19 protein-coding genes are annotated in these 20,055 nt (G+C 67.9%); 3 read left to right on the top strand and 16 right to left on the bottom strand.

Translation table 11 applies throughout. The features are described 5' to 3' along the window. Nucleotides 1–45 precede the first annotated feature (45 nt). Nucleotides 46–1,467 (bottom strand): FAD-binding oxidoreductase, encoded by a 1,422-nt coding sequence (locus WS61_RS13790; protein ID WP_059500982.1) that lies wholly within the window; start codon nucleotides 1,465–1,467, stop codon nucleotides 46–48. Between the two features lie 276 nt (nucleotides 1,468–1,743). Between WS61_RS13790 and WS61_RS13785 the strand changes: the two genes are divergently transcribed. Then, nucleotides 1,744–2,391 (top strand): TetR/AcrR family transcriptional regulator, encoded by a 648-nt coding sequence (locus tag WS61_RS13785; RefSeq protein ID WP_059500981.1) that lies wholly within the window; start codon nucleotides 1,744–1,746, stop codon nucleotides 2,389–2,391. Between the two features lie 71 nt (nucleotides 2,392–2,462). On the opposite strand, the gene WS61_RS13780 is transcribed toward WS61_RS13785, so the two are convergent. The 4 genes from WS61_RS13780 to edd form a co-directional block, all read right to left on the bottom strand. After that, nucleotides 2,463–2,972, bottom strand: coding sequence for a gluconokinase (locus WS61_RS13780; protein WP_059500980.1), 510 nt, complete (start codon nucleotides 2,970–2,972; stop codon nucleotides 2,463–2,465). 13 nt (nucleotides 2,973–2,985) lie between these two features. Continuing rightward, nucleotides 2,986–4,347 (bottom strand): GntP family permease, encoded by a 1,362-nt coding sequence (locus WS61_RS13775; RefSeq protein WP_059500979.1) that lies wholly within the window; start codon nucleotides 4,345–4,347, stop codon nucleotides 2,986–2,988. Between the two features lie 503 nt (nucleotides 4,348–4,850). Then, on the bottom strand, nucleotides 4,851–5,477 hold the full coding sequence (gene eda / locus WS61_RS13770; RefSeq protein ID WP_059500978.1) for a bifunctional 4-hydroxy-2-oxoglutarate aldolase/2-dehydro-3-deoxy-phosphogluconate aldolase: 627 nt from the start codon (nucleotides 5,475–5,477) through the stop codon (nucleotides 4,851–4,853). A 19-nt stretch (nucleotides 5,478–5,496) separates the two neighbouring features. Continuing rightward, complete coding sequence (gene edd, locus WS61_RS13765) at nucleotides 5,497–7,353, bottom strand: phosphogluconate dehydratase (RefSeq protein WP_059500977.1); 1,857 nt, start codon at nucleotides 7,351–7,353, stop codon at nucleotides 5,497–5,499. Nucleotides 7,354–7,647: 294 nt separating this feature from the next. Between edd and WS61_RS13760 the strand changes: the two genes are divergently transcribed. Next, entirely contained in the window at nucleotides 7,648–8,493 is an 846-nt protein-coding gene (locus tag WS61_RS13760; protein ID WP_034206404.1) for a MurR/RpiR family transcriptional regulator, read from the top strand. 96 nt (nucleotides 8,494–8,589) lie between these two features. Here WS61_RS13760 and WS61_RS13755 read toward each other — a convergent pair whose 3' ends face one another. The 9 genes from WS61_RS13755 to WS61_RS13715 form a co-directional block, all read right to left on the bottom strand. Beyond that, complete coding sequence (locus WS61_RS13755; protein WP_095211718.1) at nucleotides 8,590–9,012, bottom strand: CopD family protein; 423 nt, start codon at nucleotides 9,010–9,012, stop codon at nucleotides 8,590–8,592. Nucleotides 9,013–9,035: 23 nt separating this feature from the next. Then, the gene (locus tag WS61_RS13750) at nucleotides 9,036–10,307 is read right to left on the bottom strand and encodes a glutamate-5-semialdehyde dehydrogenase (RefSeq protein WP_059500976.1); all 1,272 of its coding nucleotides are present in this window, start codon (nucleotides 10,305–10,307) and stop codon (nucleotides 9,036–9,038) included. A gap of 212 nt (nucleotides 10,308–10,519) precedes the next feature. After that, nucleotides 10,520–11,614: a DNA polymerase III subunit delta gene (gene holA, locus WS61_RS13745; protein WP_059500975.1), complete on the bottom strand. Its 1,095-nt coding sequence runs from the start codon at nucleotides 11,612–11,614 to the stop codon at nucleotides 10,520–10,522. 18 nt (nucleotides 11,615–11,632) lie between these two features. Beyond that, nucleotides 11,633–12,184 (bottom strand): LPS assembly lipoprotein LptE, encoded by a 552-nt coding sequence (gene lptE, locus WS61_RS13740; RefSeq protein WP_006476923.1) that lies wholly within the window; start codon nucleotides 12,182–12,184, stop codon nucleotides 11,633–11,635. A gap of 38 nt (nucleotides 12,185–12,222) precedes the next feature. Further along, nucleotides 12,223–14,817: a leucine--tRNA ligase gene (gene leuS / locus WS61_RS13735; protein ID WP_059500974.1), complete on the bottom strand. Its 2,595-nt coding sequence runs from the start codon at nucleotides 14,815–14,817 to the stop codon at nucleotides 12,223–12,225. A 181-nt stretch (nucleotides 14,818–14,998) separates the two neighbouring features. Beyond that, nucleotides 14,999–15,439, bottom strand: coding sequence for a biopolymer transporter ExbD (locus WS61_RS13730; RefSeq protein WP_059500973.1), 441 nt, complete (start codon nucleotides 15,437–15,439; stop codon nucleotides 14,999–15,001). Nucleotides 15,440–15,463: 24 nt separating this feature from the next. After that, the gene (locus WS61_RS13725; protein ID WP_059500972.1) at nucleotides 15,464–16,132 is read right to left on the bottom strand and encodes a MotA/TolQ/ExbB proton channel family protein; all 669 of its coding nucleotides are present in this window, start codon (nucleotides 16,130–16,132) and stop codon (nucleotides 15,464–15,466) included. Between the two features lie 18 nt (nucleotides 16,133–16,150). Beyond that, nucleotides 16,151–16,948 (bottom strand): 4-hydroxy-tetrahydrodipicolinate reductase, encoded by a 798-nt coding sequence (dapB, locus tag WS61_RS13720; protein WP_059500971.1) that lies wholly within the window; start codon nucleotides 16,946–16,948, stop codon nucleotides 16,151–16,153. Between the two features lie 65 nt (nucleotides 16,949–17,013). Further along, a complete protein-coding gene (locus tag WS61_RS13715; RefSeq protein WP_059500970.1) occupies nucleotides 17,014–17,808 on the bottom strand; it encodes an outer membrane protein assembly factor BamE in 795 nt (264 codons plus the stop codon). 141 nt (nucleotides 17,809–17,949) lie between these two features. Here WS61_RS13715 and fur point away from each other — a divergent pair, with 141 nt between their 5' ends. Next, nucleotides 17,950–18,378 carry a ferric iron uptake transcriptional regulator gene (gene fur / locus WS61_RS13710; RefSeq protein WP_006753314.1) on the top strand — a complete coding sequence of 143 codons (429 nt, stop codon included), beginning with the start codon at nucleotides 17,950–17,952 and terminating at the stop codon, nucleotides 18,376–18,378. Between the two features lie 94 nt (nucleotides 18,379–18,472). Here the strand turns inward: fur and WS61_RS13705 are convergent, their stop codons facing one another. Beyond that, a complete protein-coding gene (locus tag WS61_RS13705) occupies nucleotides 18,473–19,006 on the bottom strand; it encodes an ureidoglycolate lyase (RefSeq protein ID WP_059501112.1) in 534 nt (177 codons plus the stop codon). Nucleotides 19,007–19,020: 14 nt separating this feature from the next. After that, entirely contained in the window at nucleotides 19,021–20,028 is a 1,008-nt protein-coding gene (alc, locus tag WS61_RS13700; RefSeq protein ID WP_059500969.1) for an allantoicase, read from the bottom strand. Between the last annotated feature and the right edge of the window lie 27 nt (nucleotides 20,029–20,055).

Raw genomic sequence — 20,055 nt, 5'->3', positions numbered from 1 at the left:
GATCGCATCGGTTTTTTTCATGGGCGCTCGCGCGCGGGACGAAGATCAGAATGAAATCATCCGGCCCGGGTTGAGCGCGCTCATCACGCTCATCGCGGCCTTCGCGGCGGGAATCGCGATCGGCGACAACTGCCGGCCAAGCGGAATCGCGCGGTGGTCGATGCCCGTGAGCATCGAGAAATCGTCATTGCGGCCGACGAAATCGTCGCAGATCGCCTTGCCGATCCGCACCGTCTGCGCGACGCCGTGGCCGCTCCAGCCCTGCACCATGTACATCGGCACGCGGCCGTCGGTCTTGCGGCTGTCGGTGGCGCCGTTCAGCGTGAAGTCGCTGACGCCGCTCCAGCAGTAGTCGAGCGCGAAGCTGCCATCGGCCTGCGGAAACACCGTGTTCAGCCGCGTCACCAGATACGCATTGACGTCGGGCTGCGCCCAGCAACTGCCGGTGCCCTGCCCGCCGAACAGCAGGCGGTTGCCGCGCACCGGCCGGTAGTAGTCGATCTGGAACTGCGTGTCGTACACCGGCATGCCGGCGGGCATCAGCGTCGCGACGTCGACGTCGAGCGGCGCCGTCACGCTCACGTACGTGAAGAACGGCACCGTGGTCGCCGCGCCGTCGTCGAGCAGCCGGAACGTCGTGTTGTGCAGCGCGAGCACGACGCCGCGGCGCGCGGTGATCGTGCCGCCCGGCGTCGTGGCGACGACGCCGGCGGGCGTCTCGTCGAGCTCGAGCACCTCGGTGCCTTCGAACAGCGCGCCGCCGTTCAGCCGGAAGCCGTGCACCATGCCGCGCACCAGCGCGAGCGGGTGAATCTGGCCGCCGAGCGCATCGATCGCCGCGCCGTGATACAGCCCGGAGCGCACGTATTCGTCGTGCAACTGATGGCGGCCGACGAGCGTCACGCCCGCATCGCCGAGATGGCGGCGCGCATCCGCGCCGTCGAGCAGCGCGCTCATGTGGCCGGGGTGAACCGCCGCCGTGACGTGGCCGCGCTTGCGGTCGAGATCGAGCGCGTAACGCACGCCGATCTCGTCGATCAGGTCCATCGACTCGGCGGATGCGAAGCGCCACAGCCGCTTCGCATCGTCGTGCGACAGGTGGTCGATCATGTCGGCGGCTTCCCAGCGCGCGAGGCCGGGCGTCAGTTGCCCGCCGTTGCGGCCCGACGCGGCCGAGCCGACGTGATGCTTGTCGACGAGGATCGTATCGACGCCCGCTTGCGCGAGATGCAGCGCAGCCGATGCGCCGAGCAGGCCCGCGCCGATCACGAGCACGTCGCACACGGCGTCGCGCGCGAGCGGCGCGCTGTTTTCGTGGCGCGACAGCGACGCTTCGTACCAGTTCGCTGGACGCGCGCCGTCGTAGCGGGCCGGATCGCACCAGTTCCAGTTGTCTTTTTCGATGTTCAGTTGCGTTTGCTCGAAACGCGCTTCGCCCTGGATCAGGGGCTTGTTATCGGACGTCATGATTGCACTTGCATGGTCTTGGGCCGCCTGTCGAAGAGCCTTCTGGCTTCGCGGGTGGGGCAGCCGGTTCCACTTGGGTGTCAACGAGAAAGGAGGCGCGAGGGCCCGTGTTGACGGCGGGCACGCTCGTGCCGCCTGGATCCCGGACTGTGCGAAAGCACGTATCGAAAGGTGCCGGGACACCCAATTTCTACACCGCAGAAATAATTCTACAGTGTAGAATAAGCTTTCGTCAAGTTTACAGCCGGCGCCATTCCGGCCGGCCAGCCCGTCTCGATGAAAGACAAACCCGCCCAAGGCCCGCGCGGCCTCGACAAGGACGCGATCGTCGCGGCCGCGCTCGCACTGCTCGAGGAGGTCGGCGAAGCCGCGTTCAGCGTGCGCAAGCTCGCGCAATCGGTCGGCTGCGATCCGATGAGCGTGCTGTATCACTTCAAGTCGAAGGAGGGCCTGAGTCGCGCGATCGCGAATGCGCTGTCGCGCTCGCTCGTGCCGGTCGATCCGTCGCAGCCGTGGCGCGAACGGCTGCGCGACCTCGCGCGCCAGTACCGCGCGCTCGCGCTGCGCTACCCGGCCGCGTTCGCGCTGCTGCAGCGGCACATGAGCACGGGGCCGGCCGATCTCGCGCACATCGAGGCCGTGCATCGCGCGCTGACCGACGCCGGCATCCCGCGCGCGGCGCTGCCGTCGGTATGCGTCGGCTGGTACGCGAGCGTGATCGGCCTCGCCGCCGCCGAAGCGGGCGGCCTCACACGGCCCGCGAACGACGTCGAGCTCGCGGAAATGCGCGCGCTGTCCGACGCCGGGCATCCGCTCGTCAAATCGGCCGCCCCGCTCTATGCGCGGCTCGATCCGGCCGTCGTACACGACACGATGCTCGACGTGCTGCTCGACGGCATCGCGCAACGCGCGCGCACCGCCTGACCGGCGTACGCGCCGCCAACGAAAAAGGCGCCCGAAGGCGCCTTTTTCATGACGACGGCCGCGAACCGCGCTCAGTGCGGGTGCGGGTGCGGCAGGCCGATCTTCAGCATGACCTGATCGACGATCTGCTCGGGCGTCAGCTCGATGCTGACCTCGATCGCTTCGTCAGGGCCCGGCTCCTCGAGCGTGTCGAGCTGGCTTTTCAGCAGCGACGGATCGAAGAAATGGCCGGTACGGCTCTTCAGGCGCTCTTGCAACACCTCGAACGAGCCCTTCAGATACACGAACCGCACGTCGGTATCGGCGCCGCGCAGCACGTCGCGGTACGAGCGCTTCAGCGACGAGCACGTGAACACGGCCGTTTCGCCGGCGCGCTGCTTTTCCTCGATGGCCGCGCGAATCGTGCGCAGCCACGGCCAGCGGTCTTCATCGGTCAGCGGAATACCGTGGTGCATCTTTTCCTTGTTCGCCGCGCTGTGAAACGCGTCGCCATCGGTATAGCTGCACGACAGGCGTTCCGCCAGCATTTCGCCGATCAGCGACTTGCCCGCGCCCGACACGCCCATTGCGATCAGAATCATTGACTACCCCTTGTTACAGAACCATGCTCAGCAGCAACGTGAAACTGAGACCGAGCACCGAGATGATGGTTTCAAGCAGCGACCAGGTCTTGAACGTCTGACCGACCGTCATCCCGAAGTATTCCTTGATCAGCCAGAAGCCGCCGTCGTTCACGTGCGAGAAGATCAGCGAGCCCGAGCCGGTCGCGAGCACCAGCAGCTCCGGGCTGACCGCCGTGCCGGCCGCCGCCGCGATCGGCGCGACGATGCCGCAGGCCGTCGTCATCGCGACCGTCGCCGAACCCGTCGCGAGACGCATCAGCGCCGCGACGAACCAGCCGAGCAGCAGCGGCGACAGGTGCGCGTGCTTCGCGGTCTCGACGATCTGCTGCGAGATCCCGCTGTCGCGCAGGACGCCGCCGAAGCCGCCGCCCGCGCCGACGATCAGCGTGATGCCGGCGATCGGCGCCAGGCACTCGCCGCAGAACTTCTGGATCTGGTCGCGGTTGAAGCCCTGCAGCTTGCCGAACGTGAAGAAGCTCACGAGCACGGCGATCAGCAGCGCGACGTCCGAGTTGCCGGCAAAGCGCAGCAGGTTGTTCGGCAGCGACTTCGGCGCGAACACCAGGTCGGCCCAGCTGCCGACGAGCATCAGCACGACGGGCAGCAGGATCGTGAACAGCGTGATGCCGAAGCTCGGCAGTTCGCGCTTGCGGCCATCCGCGTTCGAATCGACGAATTGCGATGCGAGCGGGTTGTTGTCCGGCAACTTCACGAACTTCGAGATCATCAGCGCGAACAGCGGACCGGCGATGATCGCGGTCGGCACGCCGACGACCAGGCCGAATGCGATCGTCTTGCCGATATCGGCGCCGTATTGCTGGACGGCCAGCAGCGCGGCCGGGTGCGGCGGGATCAGCCCGTGCACGACCGACAGGCCGGCCACCATCGGCAGGCCGACGACGAGCAGCGACTTGCCGGTGCGCTTCGCGACGTTGAACGCGATCGGGATCAGCAGCACGAAGCCGACTTCGAAGAACACCGGCAGGCCGACGATGATCGCGACGAACATCATTGCCCAGTGGATGTTCTTTTCACCGAACCAGTCGATCAGCGTGGTCGCGATCCGTTCGGCGCCGCCCGATTCGGCCATCATCTTGCCGAGCATCGTGCCGAGGCCGACGACGATCGCAATGTGGCCGAGCGTGCCGCCGGTGCCCGTTTCGAACGACTTGACGATCTTGTCCATCGGCATGCCGACGACGAGGCCGAGGCCGAGCGAAACGATGATCAGCACCAGGAACGGGTAGATCTTGTAGCGCGCGATCATCAGGATCAGCGCGGCAATCGCGATCAGCGTGAATACGAGCAGCATGCTGCCTTGGACGGCCCCCATGTGGCACTCCTCCTAGAATTGTTCGAACCGGGCGAGTCGTTGCGAGTATGCCCGGCTATGCAGGTCTCCGAAACACGGGGGTACCCCCCCGTCAGGACGCTGAATTTTACTTATCTTTGCGATCCGCGGATAGAACCGGTTCCATCAGCAAAAACCCTCGGTAAAACAAGCACTAACGCTTGCTTTCCGAGGGTCAAGGGCCTGTTCGCGCCAGTAACGGGCTTGCGCTGGCCACCAGAAGGGCCGAGCGCAAGGAATGCGACGAAGCGAATACTTGGCGTATTCGCGAGGAGCATGACGCAGCGATTGGCCCTTCTGGTGGCCAGCCCCACGAATTATTTTCCACAAACACGGGAACGAGCCTTTCCGCCCACATTGCGGCGTCGTTCGTCGCTTGTTTGGCTCGGCCAAACGGCGCTCCTCACGCCTTGCACTGCGGGCGGAAAGGCTCGTTCGCAAGCCCGTTACTGGCGCGAACAGGCCCTTGTCATCCGGTACAAGTCTTAGCGGGGCAACTGGCTCGCCGCTTGCGCGAGACGCGTGACTTCCGCCCAGTCCTGCGCGGCGAGTGCGGCCTTCGGCGTGAGCCACGAGCCGCCGACGCACACGACGTTCGGCAGTTTCAGGAAGTTCGGCGCGGTGTCGACCGTGATGCCGCCGGTCGGGCAGAACTTCAGCGCCGGGAACGGGCCGTGGAACGCCTGCAGCATCGGCACGCCGCCCGCCTGCTGCGCGGGGAAGAACTTCACGATCTCGTAGCCGAATTCGAGCGCCTGGATGATGTCGCTCGGCGTCATCACGCCCGGCAGCAACGGCAGGCCGGCGTCGAGCGACGCGAGATGCAGCTCCTTCGTCAGGCCCGGCGACACGCCGAACGTCGCGCCCGCGCGCTTGGCCTGCGCGCAATGCTCGGGCTTCGTGATCGTGCCGACGCCGACGACGATGTCGTCCGCGAGCTGGCTCGCGCGCTGGATCGCCTCCAGGCCCGCCGGCGTGCGCAGCGTGATCTCGAGCACCTTCACGCCGCCCGCGTGCAACGCGCGCGACACGTTTTCGCCCTGCTCGACCGAGTCGAACGCGAGCACCGGAATCACCGGGCCCAGCTTCACGATTTCAGCAATCGTCTTCATTGAATTGGCTCCTTGAAATTCATGCGGCGACGCTGACGGCCGTTTCGCCGACCAGCGCCCCGAAAACCGATGCGCCCTGCTCGGCCGGCGCCGCGGCCGCGCGGAACACGCCGAACAGTTCGCGCCCGAAACCGACTTCGTTCTCGGCCTGGCGCTGCGGCTGCGCGACCGGGCGCGCGTGCCACTCGGCGTCGTCGATCTCGATGTCGAGCACGCCGGCTTCCGCGTCGATCACGAGCGTATCGCCCGTCTTCACCTTGCCGATCGGGCCGGCCAGCAGCGCTTCCGGCGACACGTGGATCACCGCCGGCACCTTGCCCGACGCGCCCGACATGCGGCCGTCGGTCACCAGCGCGACATGGAAGCCCTGATCCTGCAGCACGCCGAGCAGCGGCGTCAAACGGTGCAGCTCGGGCATGCCGTTCGCGCGTGCGCCCTGGAAGCGCACCACCGCGACGAAATCGCGCTTCAGCTCGCCGCGATCGAACGCTTCCTGCACGGCCTCCTGCGAGTCGAACACGATCGCGGGCGCCGTCACCTTGCGGTGCTCCGGCGCGACCGCCGAGATCTTGATCACGCCGCGGCCGAGCCGGCCTTGCATCAGGCGCAGGCCGCCGTCCGGCTGGAACGGGTCGCGAATGCCGCGCAGCACCTTCGTGTCGTGGCTCTCGGCCGCACCGTCGACCCACGTCAGCTTGCCGTCGATCAGCTTCGGCTCCTTCGTGTAGTGCGACAGGCCCTTGCCCGCGACCGTCGTCACGTCTTCGTGCAACAGCCCGCCTTCGAGCAGGTTGCGCACCAGGAACGCGACACCGCCCGCCGCGTGGAAGTGGTTCACGTCGGCCTTGCCGTTCGGGTAGATCTTCGCGAGCAGCGGCACGACGGCCGACAGCTCGTCGAAGTCGTTCCAGTCGATCAGGATGCCGGCCGCGCGCGCGATCGCGACGAGATGCAGCGTGTGGTTGGTCGAGCCGCCCGTCGCGAGCAGCGCGACGATCCCGTTGACGATCGCCTTTTCGTCGATCACGTGGCCGATCGGCGTGTAGTGGCCGCGCTCGACGGTCAGGTCGAGTACGCGGCGCGCGGCCTCGGCCGTCAGCGCGGTGCGCAGCGGCGTATGCGGGTGAACGAACGCCGAGCCCGGCAGGTGCAGCCCCATCAGCTCCATCAGCATCTGGTTGCTGTTCGCGGTGCCGTAGAACGTGCAGGTGCCGTGGCCGTGATACGCGGCCGATTCGGCTTCGAGCAGCGCGTCGCGGCCGACCTGGCCGGTCGCGAACTGCTGGCGGATCTTCGCCTTGTCGTCGTTCGACAGGCCGCTCGTCATCGGGCCGGCCGGCACGAAGATCGTCGGCAGGTGGCCGAACTGCAGCGCGCCGATCAGCAGGCCCGGCACGATCTTGTCGCAGATGCCGAGGCAGAGCGCCGCATCGAACATGTTGTGCGTGAGCGCGATCGCCGTGCCCATCGCGATCGCCTCGCGCGAGAACAGCGACAGCTCCATCCCCGGGTTGCCCTGCGTGACGCCGTCGCACATCGCCGGCACGCCGCCCGCGAACTGCGCGACCCCGCCGTTCTCGCGCGCGGCCGCCTTGATGATCTCGGGGAAATCCTTGTACGGCGCGTGCGCGGACAGCATCTCGTTGTACGAGGACACGATGCCGATGTTCGGCTCGCGAATCGCCTTGATCGCGAACTTGTCGTTGCCCTCGAGGCCCGCGAAGCCGTGCGCGAGGTTGGCGCACGACAGCGCGCCGCGCGCCGGGAACTTGCCTTGCGCGCCGTCGATGCGCTGCAGATAGGCGGAACGGGTCGATTGGCTGCGGGCGATCACGCGTTCGGTGACCTTCGCCAGAGTGGGGTGCAGCGACGTCATGCTGGGCGCTCCTGTATGCCGGCCGACACCGGCGGTTGGAATCGTGGGGACGGTCGAGCTTCGTCGATCGAACGAAGGCAGTCTAGTAGAAAAACTACAAGCACGCAATGCCGATCGACTCACTCGCAACCGTTATTCCCGCCACCAGCAAGGGCTTGATCAGTGAAAACCCTAATTCACGCTGCTGATCCCGCACCGAAATCTTCGCGACTGGGCTAGTATTTTCATGTAGATTTTCTACAATTCGATTGCGATACACTCGCTCATCCGAACCCGATTTCCATTCGCCGTCCCATGCTGCCTCGCATTGAAGCGATCCGCGCCGAGTTGCGCCCGTCCGAGCGCAAGCTCGCCGACTACATTCTCGCCGCGCCGCGCGAGGTGCTCGACCTCGCGATGACCGAGCTGTCGACTCGTGCGGGCGTCAGCCAGCCGACGATCGCGCGCTTCTGCCAGGCGCTCGGCTGCAGCGGCTTTCGCGAATTCAAGATCCGGCTCGCGCAGAGCGTGGCGCCGGGCGTGTCGTCGGTGTATCGCGACGTCGAGCCCGACGAACCGGCGCCCGGCATCATCGGCAAGGTGTTCGACCGCACGATCGGCGCGCTGATCGAAGTGCGCAACAGTTTGTCAGCGGGCAGCGTCGCCGACGCGATCGCGCTGCTGTCGAACGCGTCGCGCATCGAGTTCTACGGCGCCGGCGGCTCGGGCATTGCCGCGCAGGACATCCAGCACAAGTTTTTCCGGCTCGGCGTGCCGAGCGTCGCGTATTCGGATCCGCACACGTTCTCGATGTCGTCGGCGCTGCTCGGGCCGCACGACGTCGTCGTCGCGATCTCGAACACCGGTCGCACGCGCGACATCGTCGACGCGGCGCGCTCCGCGCTCGCGTGCGGCGCGAAAGTCGTCGCGATCACGCAGAGCCATTCGCCGCTCGCGAAGCTCGCGACAGTCAGCCTCGCGTCGAACGTCGCCGAGGAAACGGACGTGTTCTCGCCGATGACGTCGCGGATGTCGCATCTCGCGATCGGCGACATTCTCGCGGTTGGTGTCGCGCTGTCGCGCGGGCCGGCGCTGATGGAACGGGTCGGTCGCGCGAAGGAAGCGATCACGCGGCGCCGGATCGACGACGCGAAGGATTGAGCCGGCGACGCACGGACCGCACGTCAACGAACAACGGCGCCCCGAGGGGCGCCGTTGCGCATGATTCGGCGGCGACGTAACCGCCGGCCGCGCCGCTCAGAACGGCTTGATCACCACCAGCGCGACCGCCGCGAGCATGCCGAGCACCGGCAGTTCGTTGAACACGCGATACCACTTGTCGGTGCGGCGGTTCTCGCCGCGCTCGAACACCCGCAGCAGGTGCCCGCAATACGCGTGGTAGATCACGAGCAGCAGCACCACCGTCACCTTCGCATGGATCCAGCCCTGCCCCTGCCCGATGCCGATCGCGAGCCAGAGCCACAGCCCGCAGGCCAGCGCCGGCACCGCGATCATCGTCATGAAGCGGAACAGCTTGCGCGCCATCAAGAGCAGGCGCCGCACCGCGGCCGGATCGGTCTCCATGGCCAGGTTCACGTAGATGCGCGGCAGATAGAAGAGCCCCGCGAACCACGCGGCGATCAGAACGATATGGAACGTCTTGACCCAGAGCATTGCCATTGGTGATGCGCCTCGTTGTTGACTTATTGACGGCCTTCGCCGTGCCCGAGCACCACGTATTTCAGCGACGTCAGGCCTTCCAGGCCGACGGGGCCGCGTGCGTGCAGCTTGTCGTTCGAGATGCCGATTTCCGCGCCGAGGCCGAATTCGAAACCGTCCGCGAAGCGCGTCGACGCGTTGACCATCACGCTCGCCGAATCGACTTCGCGCAGGAACCGCATCGCGCGGTCGTGATCCTCGGTGACGATCGCATCCGTGTGATGCGAGCCGTAGTGGTTGATGTGCTCGATCGCGGCGTCGAGCCCGTCGACGACCTTGATCGCGAGCACCGGCGCGAGATACTCGGTGTGCCAGTCTTCTTCGGTCGCGTCGACGAGCGGGCCGACGCCCGCATCGGCGAGCACCGCGCGCGCGGCCGCGTCGACGCGCAGTTCGACCTGCTTGTCGCGATACAGCTTGCCGAGCGGCGGCAGCAACTTCTCCGCGATGCCGCTCGACACGAGCAGCGTTTCCATCGTGTTGCACGTGCCGTAGCGGTGCGTCTTCGCGTTGTCGCACACCGTCAGCGCCTTGGCCAGATCGGCGCGATCGTCGACATACACGTGGCAGATGCCGTCGAGGTGCTTGATCATCGGCACGCGCGCCTCGTTGATCAGGCGCTCGATCAGGCTTTTGCCGCCGCGCGGCACGATCACGTCGACGTATTCGGTCATCGTGATCAGCTTGCCGACCGCCGCGCGATCGGCCGTCGCGACAACCTGCACCGCGTCCTGCGGCAGCCCTGCCGCCGCGAGCCCTTCGCCGATCAGCTTCGCGAGCGCGGTATTCGATTCGAGCGCCTCGGAGCCGCCGCGCAGGATCGTCGCGTTGCCCGACTTCAGGCACAGCGCGGCCGCGTCGATCGTCACGTTCGGGCGCGACTCGTAGATGATGCCGATCACGCCGAGCGGCACGCGCATCTGGCCGACCTGGATCCCGCTCGGGCGGAACTTGAGGTTGCCGATCTCGCCGATCGGATCGGCGAGCGACGCGACCTGGCGCAGCCCTTCGACCATCGTGTTCAGCGCCTTGTCCGACAGCGTCAGGCGATCGACGAACGCCGCATCGAGCCCCTTTTCGCGGGCGCGGGCAACGTCGCGCGCATTCGCATCCTTCAGCGCCTGCGCGTCGCGTTCGATCGCGCGGGCCACGGCGTCGAGCGCCGCGTTCTTCGCGGCCGTGCTGGCGCGCGCCATCGCGCGGGAAGCGTGCCGGGCGCGACGGCCCAGGTCGGTCATGTACTGATCGATATCCATCGTGTGACTCGAGAAGCGAGCCGCGCGGAGCGGCATGAATTCGTGGGGAAGCATGGGCCGGCCATCCGGGGGCCGGCCATCCGGGGGACGACCATCCGGGCGCGACGATCCGCGGAACAGCCATCCGTGCAGGGCAGCGGCCGATATGCCGCGCCAGCCATCGAAGCATTGTAAGCGGGTTGCGCAGCGCGCGCTGACGGCCCGGACGGGACCTAGCGTCGCACGCGACCCGCGGTCGGCGGTCGCTCGCCGCGGGCGCCCGCGACCGTCATCGCAAGCTGGAACAGCCCGTCCCACGGGTCGGGCGGCGGCTCGTCCTGCGTGCGGCGGCCCGGTGCGACGGCCGTGAGCCCCTTGACCTGCCGGTCGAGCTTCGCGGCGAACGCGAGCGCCTTTTCGAGCACCGCTTCCGACACGCGGTTCAGCGCGGGCGCGATCAACCGCTCGCGCGGCCCCCACACGCGGTTCTCGCGCAGCAGCGTCGCGAGCGGCTTGCCGGCCGCCGTGCCGCGCTTGATCCGCAGCAGCGTGCGCAGCTCCTCGACGACGGCCCACATCACGAGCACGATCGCCTCGCCCTCGCCCTTCAGCCCGTCGATCATCCGCGCGAGCCGTGCGGCGTCGCCGGCGAGCATCGCTTCGTTCAGCTTGAACACGTCGTAACGCGCGACGTTCAGCACCGCGTCGTGCACCTGCTCGAACGACAGCGCGCCCTGCGGATACAGCAGCCCGAGCTTCTGGATTTCCTGGTGCGCGGCGAGCAGGTTGCCCTCGACGCGCTCCGCGATGAACTGCAGCGCGCGGCGCCCGTCGTCGCCCGGCGCGGCGCGCTGGCCCTGCATCGCGAGTCGCTGGCCGATCCAGTTCGGCAACTGCGCACGGTCGACCGGATCGATCTTCAGCGCGACACCGCCGTTCTGCAGCGCGGTAAACCAGGCGGATTTCTGCGTGGCCGCGTCGAGGCGCGGCAACGTGACGAGCATCAGCGCGTCCGGATTGGGCGTGGCCGCGAGCGTCTTCAGCGCATCGGCGCCTTCCTTGCCGGGCTTGCCCGACGGAATGCGCAGCTCGATCAGCTGGCGCTCGCCGAACAGCGACATCGCCTGGGTCGCGCCGAGCAGCACGCTCCAGTCGAAACCGCGCTCGACCGTATGCACCGAACGCTCGGTGAAGCCGGCCGCGCGCGCGGCCGCACGAATGCGGTCGCACGCTTCCTGCGCGAGCAGCGGCTCGTCGCCGTAGACGGTATAGAGCCCGGCCAACCCCTTCGCGAGGTGCGGCTCCAGCGCATCAAGTCGCAATTGCATCGCTGCGTGCGCCCGCGATCAGAGCGGCGGCGGCGGCAGCGGCGCGCGCGGCGCCACACCCGGCACCACGTCCTCCGGGGCCGGCGTCAGCGAGTGGACGATCGCGAGACGCCGCATCAACTGATCGACCGCGTCGTTCTGCATGTCGCCGTACAGGATGTCGGCTTCCTGCGCCTTCGCGTTCGTGTACTGGTCGCTGTACGTCATCGCGCGGTTCAGCGCGATCGCGCTCGGCGGGATCAGCACGGTGCCGTCCTTGCTCGTCAGCGTGTAGTTCAGCGTGTAGAACAGCGCGTATTCCTGCGCGGAGCCGTACTTGTTGAGCGTCAGCGTGTTCTGGCCACGCGACTCCCACATGCGCAGCACGGCGTCGGCGTCGTCCGCCGACTTGACGATCTTCGTGTCGCTGCCGGCCTGGACGAGGCGCGTGAGCCGCGCCTCGACGGGCGCCGGCGCACCGGCCACGAACAGGTGCTTGAACGCGTAGTCCTGCTGGCCGCGCAACTGGAAGCCGCATGCCGACAGCACGACCGTGCTGCCGACGAGCATCAAAAACGATCTGCGGATCACCTTCGCTCCTTCTGGGTACGTCCGACGGCCGGCGGCCGTCAGACGACGATGTTCACGAGGCGGCCCGGCACGACGACGATCTTCTTCGCCGGCTTGCCGTCGCTGAATTTCGCGAATGCCTCGTCGGCCACCGCCGCCGCTTCGATCGCGTCGCGGCTCGCGTCCTTCGCGACCTTCAGCGCACCGCGCACCTTGCCGTTCACCTGCAGCACGAGTTCGATCTCGGCCTGCTCGAGCGCGGCCTCGTCGACCTTCGGCCACGGCGCATCGAGCAGCGGGCCGAATTCGTCCGCGTAGCCGAGCGCCTTCCACAGCTCGAACGTGACGTGCGGCACGACGGGGTACAGCACGCGCAGCAGCACGCCGTAGGTCTCGCGCAGCACGGCGGGCGTCGCGCCTTTCGCGCCGTCGATCGCGTTCAGCATCTTCATCGCGGCCGACACGACCGTGTTGTACTGCAGGCGCTGGTAGTCGAAATCGGCCTGCTTCAGCACGCCGTAGATCTCGCGGCGCAGCGCCTTGTCGGTGTCGCCGAGCGCGGCGGCGTCGAAGCCCGCGCGCGCGGCGAGCGCTTCGCGATTCGCGTAGCCGAAGCTCCACACGCGGCGCAGGAAGCGGCTCGCGCCCTCGACGCCCGCGCCCGACCACTCGAGCTGCTGCTCGGGCGGCGCCGCGAACATCGTGAACAGGCGCGCGGTATCGGCGCCGTACTGGTCGATCAGCAGTTGCGGATCGACGCCGTTGTTCTTCGACTTCGACATCTTTTCGATGCCGCCGAGCACGACCGGCTGGCCGTCCGCATTCAGCGTCGCGCCGACCGGGCGGCCCTTGTCGTCGTGCGTGACCGTCACGTCGAGCGGGTTGTACCAGGTCTTCTTGCCCGCCGCGTCTTCGCGGTAGTACGTCTCGTTCAGCACCATCCCCTGCGTGAGCAGGTTCTTCGCCGGCTCGCCGAACTTCACGAGGCCGAGGTCGCGCATCACCTTGGTCCAGAAGCGCGAATACAGCAGGTGCAGGATCGCGTGCTCGATGCCGCCGATGTACTGATCCATCGGCATCCAGTAATCGGTGCGCGCGTCGACCATCGTCTCGGCGTCCGGTGCCGTGTAGCGCGAGAAGTACCACGACGAATCGACGAAGGTGTCCATCGTGTCGGTTTCGCGCTTCGCGGCCGCGCCGCACTTCGGGCACGTGCAGTTCAGGAACGCTTCGGACTTCGCGAGCGGGTTGCCCGAGCCGTCCGGCACGAGGTCTTCCGGCAGCACGACCGGCAGATCCTGCTCCGGCACCGGCACGTCGCCGCACGACGGGCAGTGGATGATCGGGATCGGCGTGCCCCAGTAGCGCTGGCGCGATACGCCCCAGTCGCGCAGGCGCCACGTGACCTGCTTGTCGCCGAAGCCGCCGGCCTTCAGGTCGGCGGCGACCGCGTCGACCGCTTCCGTGTAGCGCAGGCCGTCGTACTTGCCGCTGTTCACGCAGACCGCGGTTTCCTTGTCGCCGTACCACTCCTGCCATGCGTCGAGCGAGTACGTCTGCCCTTCGCTCGCGATCACCTGCTTGATCGGCAGATCGTATTTCTTCGCGAACGCAAAATCGCGCTCGTCGTGGCCCGGCACGCCCATCACCGCGCCTTCGCCATAGCTCATCAGCACGTAGTTGCCGATCCACACCTCGACCGGCTCGCCGGTCAGCGGGTGCTTGACCGAGAAGCCGGTCGCGACGCCCTTCTTCTCCATCGTCGCGACGTCGGCCTCGGCGACGCCGCCGCGCTTGCACTCGTCGATGAACGCGAGCAGCTCCGGCTTGTCCTGCGCGAGACGCGCGGCGAGCGGGTGCTCGGCCGCGATCGCGCAGAACGTGACGCCCATGATGGTGTCGGCGCGCGTCGTGAACACGCGCAGCAGCTTCTGCTCGCCGTCGAGTTCGTACGGGAAGCCGAAGTTCACGCCGAAGCTCTTGCCGATCCAGTTCTGCTGCATGATCTTCACGCGCTCGGGCCAGCCGAGGCCGTCGAGGTCGTTCAGCAGCTCATCCGCGTACTGCGTGATCCGCAGGTAGTACATCGGGATCTCGCGCTTCTCGACGAGCGCGCCCGAGCGCCAGCCGCGGCCGTCGATCACCTGCTCGTTCGCGAGCACGGTCTGGTCGACCGGGTCCCAGTTCACGGTGCCCGTCTTCTTGTACGCGATGCCCTTCTCGAGCATCTTCAGGAACAGCCACTGGTTCCACTTGTAGTAGTCGGGCTTGCACGTCGCGATCTCGCGCGACCAGTCGATCGCGAGGCCCATCGACTGCATCTGGCCCTTCATGTAGTCGATGTTGTCGTAGGTCCACTTCGCGGGCGGCACGCCGTTCGCCATCGCGGCATTCTCGGCCGGCATCCCGAACGCATCCCAGCCCATCGGCATCAGCGTGTTGTAGCCGTTCATCCGCAGATAGCGGTACATCACGTCGTTGATCGTGTAGTTGCGCACGTGACCCATGTGCAGCTTGCCGGACGGGTACGGCAGCATCGACACGCAGTAGAACTTCGGCTTCTGCGAATCTTCCTTCGTCTTGTAGGCATCGGCTGCGCGCCAGTCGCCCTGGGCGGCGGCTTCGACGTCGGCGGGTACGTATCTCTCGTGCATGGTGTGGTTCGGGCTAGGCTTTAGGCGGCGCGACGGCGCGCGCGCAGGATTGGATCGAAATCGTGCGTGCCCGGCGCAGGAACGGGTTGACCGGTTCCGGGCCGGGAAAAACGTCGATTATACCGCCCGTGCGGGCCCGCACGGCCGGTCTCGCGGGCCAGCGGCCCGCAACGACGACGGATCAGGGCTTCGCGCCGGCGGCGCCGGCCGGCGGCACGTCGGTCACGAAGCCGATCCGCGTGAGGCCCGCGGCCTGCGCGGCGCCCATCACCTGCGCGATCACGTCGTAGCGCGTCGCGCGCGACGCGCGCAGCCGCAGTTCGGGCGGCGCGGCGCCCGCGGCGGCGGCCCGCAAGCGCGCGGGCAGCGCGTCGATCGCGACGGGCGCGTCGTCCCAGTAGAGCTTGCCCGCGTCGTCGATCGACAGCGTGACGGATTGCGGCGTGTCGCGCGCGACGCCGGCCGCGACCTTCGGCAGGTCGAGCCGGATCGCGTGCGTCATCAGCGGCGCGGTGATGATGAAGATGACGAGCAGCACGAGCATCACGTCGATCAGCGGCGTCATGTTGATTTCCGCCATCGGCGCGGACGTCTTGTGGTGCTCGAGCCCGCCGAATGCCATGATCGTTCCTCCGGAGCCGGCGCGTCAGGCGCCCTGTGCGCACACGAATACGTGCAGATCGCGCGCGAAACCGTCGAGTTCCTCGGCGAGCTGCCGGACGAGCCGGCCGAGGATGTTGTACGCGAGCACCGCGGGAATCGCGACGACCAGCCCGAACGCGGTCATGATCAGCGCCTCGCCGACCGGCCCCGCGACGTTCTCGATCTGCGCCTGCCCGCTCGCGGCGATGCTGCCGAGCGCGTGATAGATACCCCACACGGTGCCGAGCAGGCCTACGAACGGCGCGGTGCTGCCGATCGACGCGAGCAGCACCTGGCCGAATTCGAGGCGCCGCTGCGAGCGCAGCATCGCATGACGCAACGCGCGCAGCACGCGCTCGCCGCGCTCGACGCGCGCGGCCAGCGCGGTGGGATCGTGGTCGCCGGCCGCGTCGCGCGCGGCTTCGGCGAGCGGCACGAACACGCGCTCGCGATCGGCGCCGGCGAGCGCGGCGATCCCCGCGTCGAGCGACGGCGCGCGCCAGAACGCGGCGAGCGCGCGCGGCCCCTGCCGCTTCGCGCGGACCAGCAGCCAGGCTTTCATGACGAGGAAGCACCAGCTGGCGACGGACATCGCCAGCAGCACATAGGAGACGGCGTGCGTGATCGCATCGCCGCTTTCGAGGTAGTGGACAACGCCGGTGGGAATCGCCATCGGAGTTTCCTCGCGGGGTCAGCGCAGGCCGAGCACGTCCTGCATGTCGAACAGGCCGGCGCCGCGCGCCGACAGGAACCGGACCGCGCGCAGCGCGCCCTGCGCGTACGACACGCGGCTCGACGATTTGTGCGTGATCTCGATGCGCTCGCCGATCCCGGCGAACAGCACGGTGTGGTCGCCGACGATGTCGCCGCCGCGCACCGCGGCAAAGCCGATCGACGACGGATCGCGCTCGCCCGTCACGCCGTGGCGGCCGTACACCGCGCAGTCGTCGAGCGAGCGGCCGAGCGCGCCGGCCACGGCCTCGCCCATCATCAGCGCGGTGCCCGACGGCGCGTCGACCTTGTGGCGGTGATGCACCTCGATGATCTCGATGTCGTAGCCGTGCGAGAAATGCTTCGCCGCGAATTCGAGCAGCTTCAGCGTGACGTTCACGCCGACGCTCATGTTCGCCGCGAACACGATGCCGAGCTTGGCCGCAGCGGCCTGAAGTTCGGCCTTCTGCTCGGCGGTGAAGCCGGTCGTGCCGATCACGAGCTTCACGTCGTGGCGCAGTGCGGCCTCGATGTGGGCCATCGTGCCTTCCGGCCGCGTGAAATCGATCAGGTAGTCGGCCTGCGCGAACACGGCGTCGAGATCGTCGGTCAGCTTGACGCCGGTGTCCTTGCCGAGGAACGCACCGGCGTCCTGGCCGAGGAACGGCGAACCGGCGCGGTCGAGCGCGCCGACGAGCTGCGCGTCGGCGTCGTTGAGAACGGCTTCGATCAGCATCCGGCCCATTCGGCCCGATGCGCCGGCAATCGCAATCTTCATGGCTTTCTACACGACAGGTCTAAAGGCGGGCGGCGCATGCCGCCCCGTTTCCGCACGCCGGCCGCTTACTGGGCCGGTGCGGTGAGCGGCTGGTTCTGCAGGTTGTCCGAGCCTTGCGGGCCGACCGGCGGCGACGCCTCGTTCGACACGTTCGGCTGCGGCGGACGATGGAACTGGAACTGCGGCTGGATCGCCGGCGCAGCGCCCGGCGGCTGGCCGCCCGGCACCGGCGCGCCGCCCGAAGCCTGCGCGGCCGGCGTGAACCGGCGCGAACCCGAACCCTGACCCGACACCTGGTTGGTCGCGCGGTTCGCCGCGCGCGCCGCCTGGGCGTTCGCATCCTGGTCGACCGCCGCGCCGGACGCCGGCACCGTGGCCGGGCTCGCGGCAGCGGCAGCCTCCGCGGCGCTCGCGGCGGCGGCTTCGGAAGCCTTCTTCGCCGCGGCAGCGGCCTTCGCCTTCTTGCCGCCGCGGTCGCCGTCGATGTCGGCCAGCAGGTCGAGCTCGGACGGCAGGTTGTCGGCGCCGGTCCAGCTCGCCACGCGATCGCCCGAGAAATTGACCACGAGGTCGCGCTGCTGGACGATCGACGTCGAGCCGCGCTTGAAGTAGAAAAGGTAATCCCAGCGATCCGCGTGGAACATGTCCGCCAGCAGCGGCGTGCCGAGCAGCGCGCGGACCTGCTCGCGCGTCATCCCGACCTGCAACTGTGCGGCCTTCTCCTGCGACACGAAGTTGCCTTGCACGACGGTGATCCGATACGGCGTGATGCTCTGCGCAATGCGCTGCGTCACGCTGTCGTACGACGAACAACCCGCCAGCGCGACAACGGCGGCGGCAGCGATGATGGCACTTCGCATGCGACTCCTCTGAAAGTGCGAAAGCGATTCTGGGATCATTTCCTTCACCGTGCTGGCCCGCGTGCAGGCCGCGCGTATATCTGGAACGGCGAAAAGCCGGTAACATTGAAGCCCTGCATTGTACTCTAGGGATGCCTAGCCATGACCAATCCGACGGATCTCAAGAATATCGGGCTAAAGGCCACCCTACCGCGCCTCAAGATTCTCGAGATCTTCCAGCAGAGCCCCGTGCGCCACCTGACGGCCGAAGACGTCTACCGCAACCTGCTCAACGAGCAGCTCGACATCGGGCTCGCCACCGTCTACCGCGTGCTCACGCAGTTCGAGCAGGCCGGCCTGCTCACGCGCAGCAACTTCGAATCCGGCAAGGCGGTGTTCGAGCTGAACGAAGGCTCGCACCACGACCACCTCGTGTGCCTCGATTGCGGCCGCGTCGAGGAATTCTTCGACGCCGAGATCGAGAGCCGCCAGCAGGCGATCGCGAAGGAGCGCGGCTTCCGGCTCCAGGAGCATTCGCTCGCGATGTACGGCTCGTGCACGACCGAGAACTGCCCGCACCGCAAGCACTGACTCGCGCCACCGGCGCACGCAGCACGGCCCGGCCGGCATCTCGCCGCCCGGGCCGTCTGCTTTTTTGGGCGAGCGTGCCGCGCGCCCGGGATGCTTACGAAAGCCCTTCGACGCCCGCGCAGGCCGACTCGAAATCGAGCGCCCACGCACGTTCCAGCGGAATCTCGTCGCAGTTCGGCTGCGGGCCGCCGCGATCGACGATCACGAAATCGCTGACCGCGTCGAGCGCGAGCAGCGGATGGTGCCAGACGCCCTTCGCATAATTGACGCCCTGCCAGCCCTCGGCCAGGAACGCACGCATCGCGTCGGGCCGGAATTCGCCGGCCGGCGCGACGACGATCGCGTAGCGCGACACCGCCGCGAGCGGAATGAACGCCTGGCTGCCGTGCGGGTGACGCTCCATCAGCGTGACCGCGACCGGCAGCGCACGCGGCTGCGCGCGAAACACGCTGACGAGCGGCCGGCCGCCGTCCGCGCACACGTCGATCGTCGCGAGATCGTGAAAGCGCTCGGTCGTGCCGCCGTTGATCGGGAAATGCCGCGCGCCTTCGAGCGCGATCACGTCGCCGAACGGCGCGAACGCTTCGCGGGTCAGGCGCTCGACGCGCAGAGTGGGAGTTCCGCTCATGCCGCCGCCCTCCTTCAAGCCGGCTCGCCCCACAGACGCAGGCGCGACACGCCGCCGTCCGGGAAGATGTTGAACCGCACGTGCGTGACGGGGCCGAGCGCCGCGAGCGAGTCGAACGTGTGCACGTGATCCATCTGCAGCTTCTGCTCGCCGAGCAGTTCGGCCCAGAACATCGCCTGCGTGACGAGCGAATCGTCGGTGCCGCCCGTCACGTGCGCGGCCTGCAGCGAGCAACGATCGGGGAAATTGCCCTTGAAGAACGCCGTATCGACCTCGACGCGCCGGATGACGCCCGGCCGCGCGAGCGCGACGATCGCCCAGTCGTTGCCGGGCTCGCGGCGGCGCCGCGTTTCCCACCCGTCGCCCATGTTCGCGCCACGCCCCGGCATCAGCATCTGCGACGCCGGCCCGAAATGCTGGTTGTTCGCGGCCACCAGGTAGCCGCCGTTCTCGATCGCCGCGAGATCGACGAGCTCGCCGGCCGGCACGTGGCGCCAGTCGCGCTGCGGCTGGCCGTACACGCGCAGCCGCGCGAGCCCGCCGTCCGGATACAGGTTCACGCGCAGATGCGTGACCGGCCGCGCATCGTCGACGCTCACGTAGTGATGCGCATTGCCCTGCAGCGTCGTCGCGGGAACGATCGTGCGCCATTCAGCGTCGTCCGGCGGCGTGTCGCCGTCCACCGCGCAGGCCTCGATCGACGCGGCCGGCGGAAAGTTGCCGGTGAAGTGGCTCGTATCGAGATCGACGCCATGGATCACGCCCGGCCGCGCGAGCCGGACCACGCAGAAGTCGTGGCCGGTCGTACGCTTGCGGCGGGTTTCCCAGCCGTCCATCCACTTGCCGTGGTCGTCGTACTTGCCGGGAATGAAGACGGCCGGCTCGGGATCGAGCATGCGCTCCTTCGGCGCGAAGAATTCGTCGCTGGCGAAGAGCGCCTGCGCGCCCAGGCGCGGGTCGGCGAGGTTCATGTAGCGCCGCGTGAAAGCCGGCGCGTTCGGATCGAGGATGGGGGCTGCCATGTCGTCTCCATTTTTTGACAAGCGCCG

It is taken from the genome of Burkholderia sp. ABCPW 11 (assembly GCF_001523445.1).
Lineage (GTDB): Bacteria > Pseudomonadota > Gammaproteobacteria > Burkholderiales > Burkholderiaceae > Burkholderia.
The sequence above is the reverse complement of the archived record's forward strand: the minus strand, read 5'-3'. Positions and strand labels throughout refer to the sequence as shown.

Coding starts and splice junctions, on each gene's coding strand:
- WS61_RS13790 (WP_059500982.1), bottom strand. CDS start 1,467: ATGACGTCCGATAACAAGCCCCTGATCCAGGGCGAAGCGCGTTTCGAG.
- WS61_RS13785 (WP_059500981.1), top strand. CDS start 1,744: ATGAAAGACAAACCCGCCCAAGGCCCGCGCGGCCTCGACAAGGACGCG.
- WS61_RS13780 (WP_059500980.1), bottom strand. CDS start 2,972: ATGATTCTGATCGCAATGGGCGTGTCGGGCGCGGGCAAGTCGCTGATC.
- WS61_RS13775 (WP_059500979.1), bottom strand. CDS start 4,347: ATGGGGGCCGTCCAAGGCAGCATGCTGCTCGTATTCACGCTGATCGCG.
- eda (WP_059500978.1), bottom strand. CDS start 5,477: ATGAAGACGATTGCTGAAATCGTGAAGCTGGGCCCGGTGATTCCGGTG.
- edd (WP_059500977.1), bottom strand. CDS start 7,353: ATGACGTCGCTGCACCCCACTCTGGCGAAGGTCACCGAACGCGTGATC.
- WS61_RS13760 (WP_034206404.1), top strand. CDS start 7,648: ATGCTGCCTCGCATTGAAGCGATCCGCGCCGAGTTGCGCCCGTCCGAG.
- WS61_RS13755 (WP_095211718.1), bottom strand. CDS start 9,012: ATGGCAATGCTCTGGGTCAAGACGTTCCATATCGTTCTGATCGCCGCG.
- WS61_RS13750 (WP_059500976.1), bottom strand. CDS start 10,307: ATGGATATCGATCAGTACATGACCGACCTGGGCCGTCGCGCCCGGCAC.
- holA (WP_059500975.1), bottom strand. CDS start 11,614: ATGCAATTGCGACTTGATGCGCTGGAGCCGCACCTCGCGAAGGGGTTG.
- leuS (WP_059500974.1), bottom strand. CDS start 14,817: ATGCACGAGAGATACGTACCCGCCGACGTCGAAGCCGCCGCCCAGGGC.
- WS61_RS13730 (WP_059500973.1), bottom strand. CDS start 15,439: ATGGCATTCGGCGGGCTCGAGCACCACAAGACGTCCGCGCCGATGGCG.
- WS61_RS13725 (WP_059500972.1), bottom strand. CDS start 16,132: ATGGCGATTCCCACCGGCGTTGTCCACTACCTCGAAAGCGGCGATGCG.
- dapB (WP_059500971.1), bottom strand. CDS start 16,948: ATGAAGATTGCGATTGCCGGCGCATCGGGCCGAATGGGCCGGATGCTG.
- WS61_RS13715 (WP_059500970.1), bottom strand. CDS start 17,808: ATGCGAAGTGCCATCATCGCTGCCGCCGCCGTTGTCGCGCTGGCGGGT.
- fur (WP_006753314.1), top strand. CDS start 17,950: ATGACCAATCCGACGGATCTCAAGAATATCGGGCTAAAGGCCACCCTA.
- WS61_RS13705 (WP_059501112.1), bottom strand. CDS start 19,006: ATGAGCGGAACTCCCACTCTGCGCGTCGAGCGCCTGACCCGCGAAGCG.
- alc (WP_059500969.1), bottom strand. CDS start 20,028: ATGGCAGCCCCCATCCTCGATCCGAACGCGCCGGCTTTCACGCGGCGC.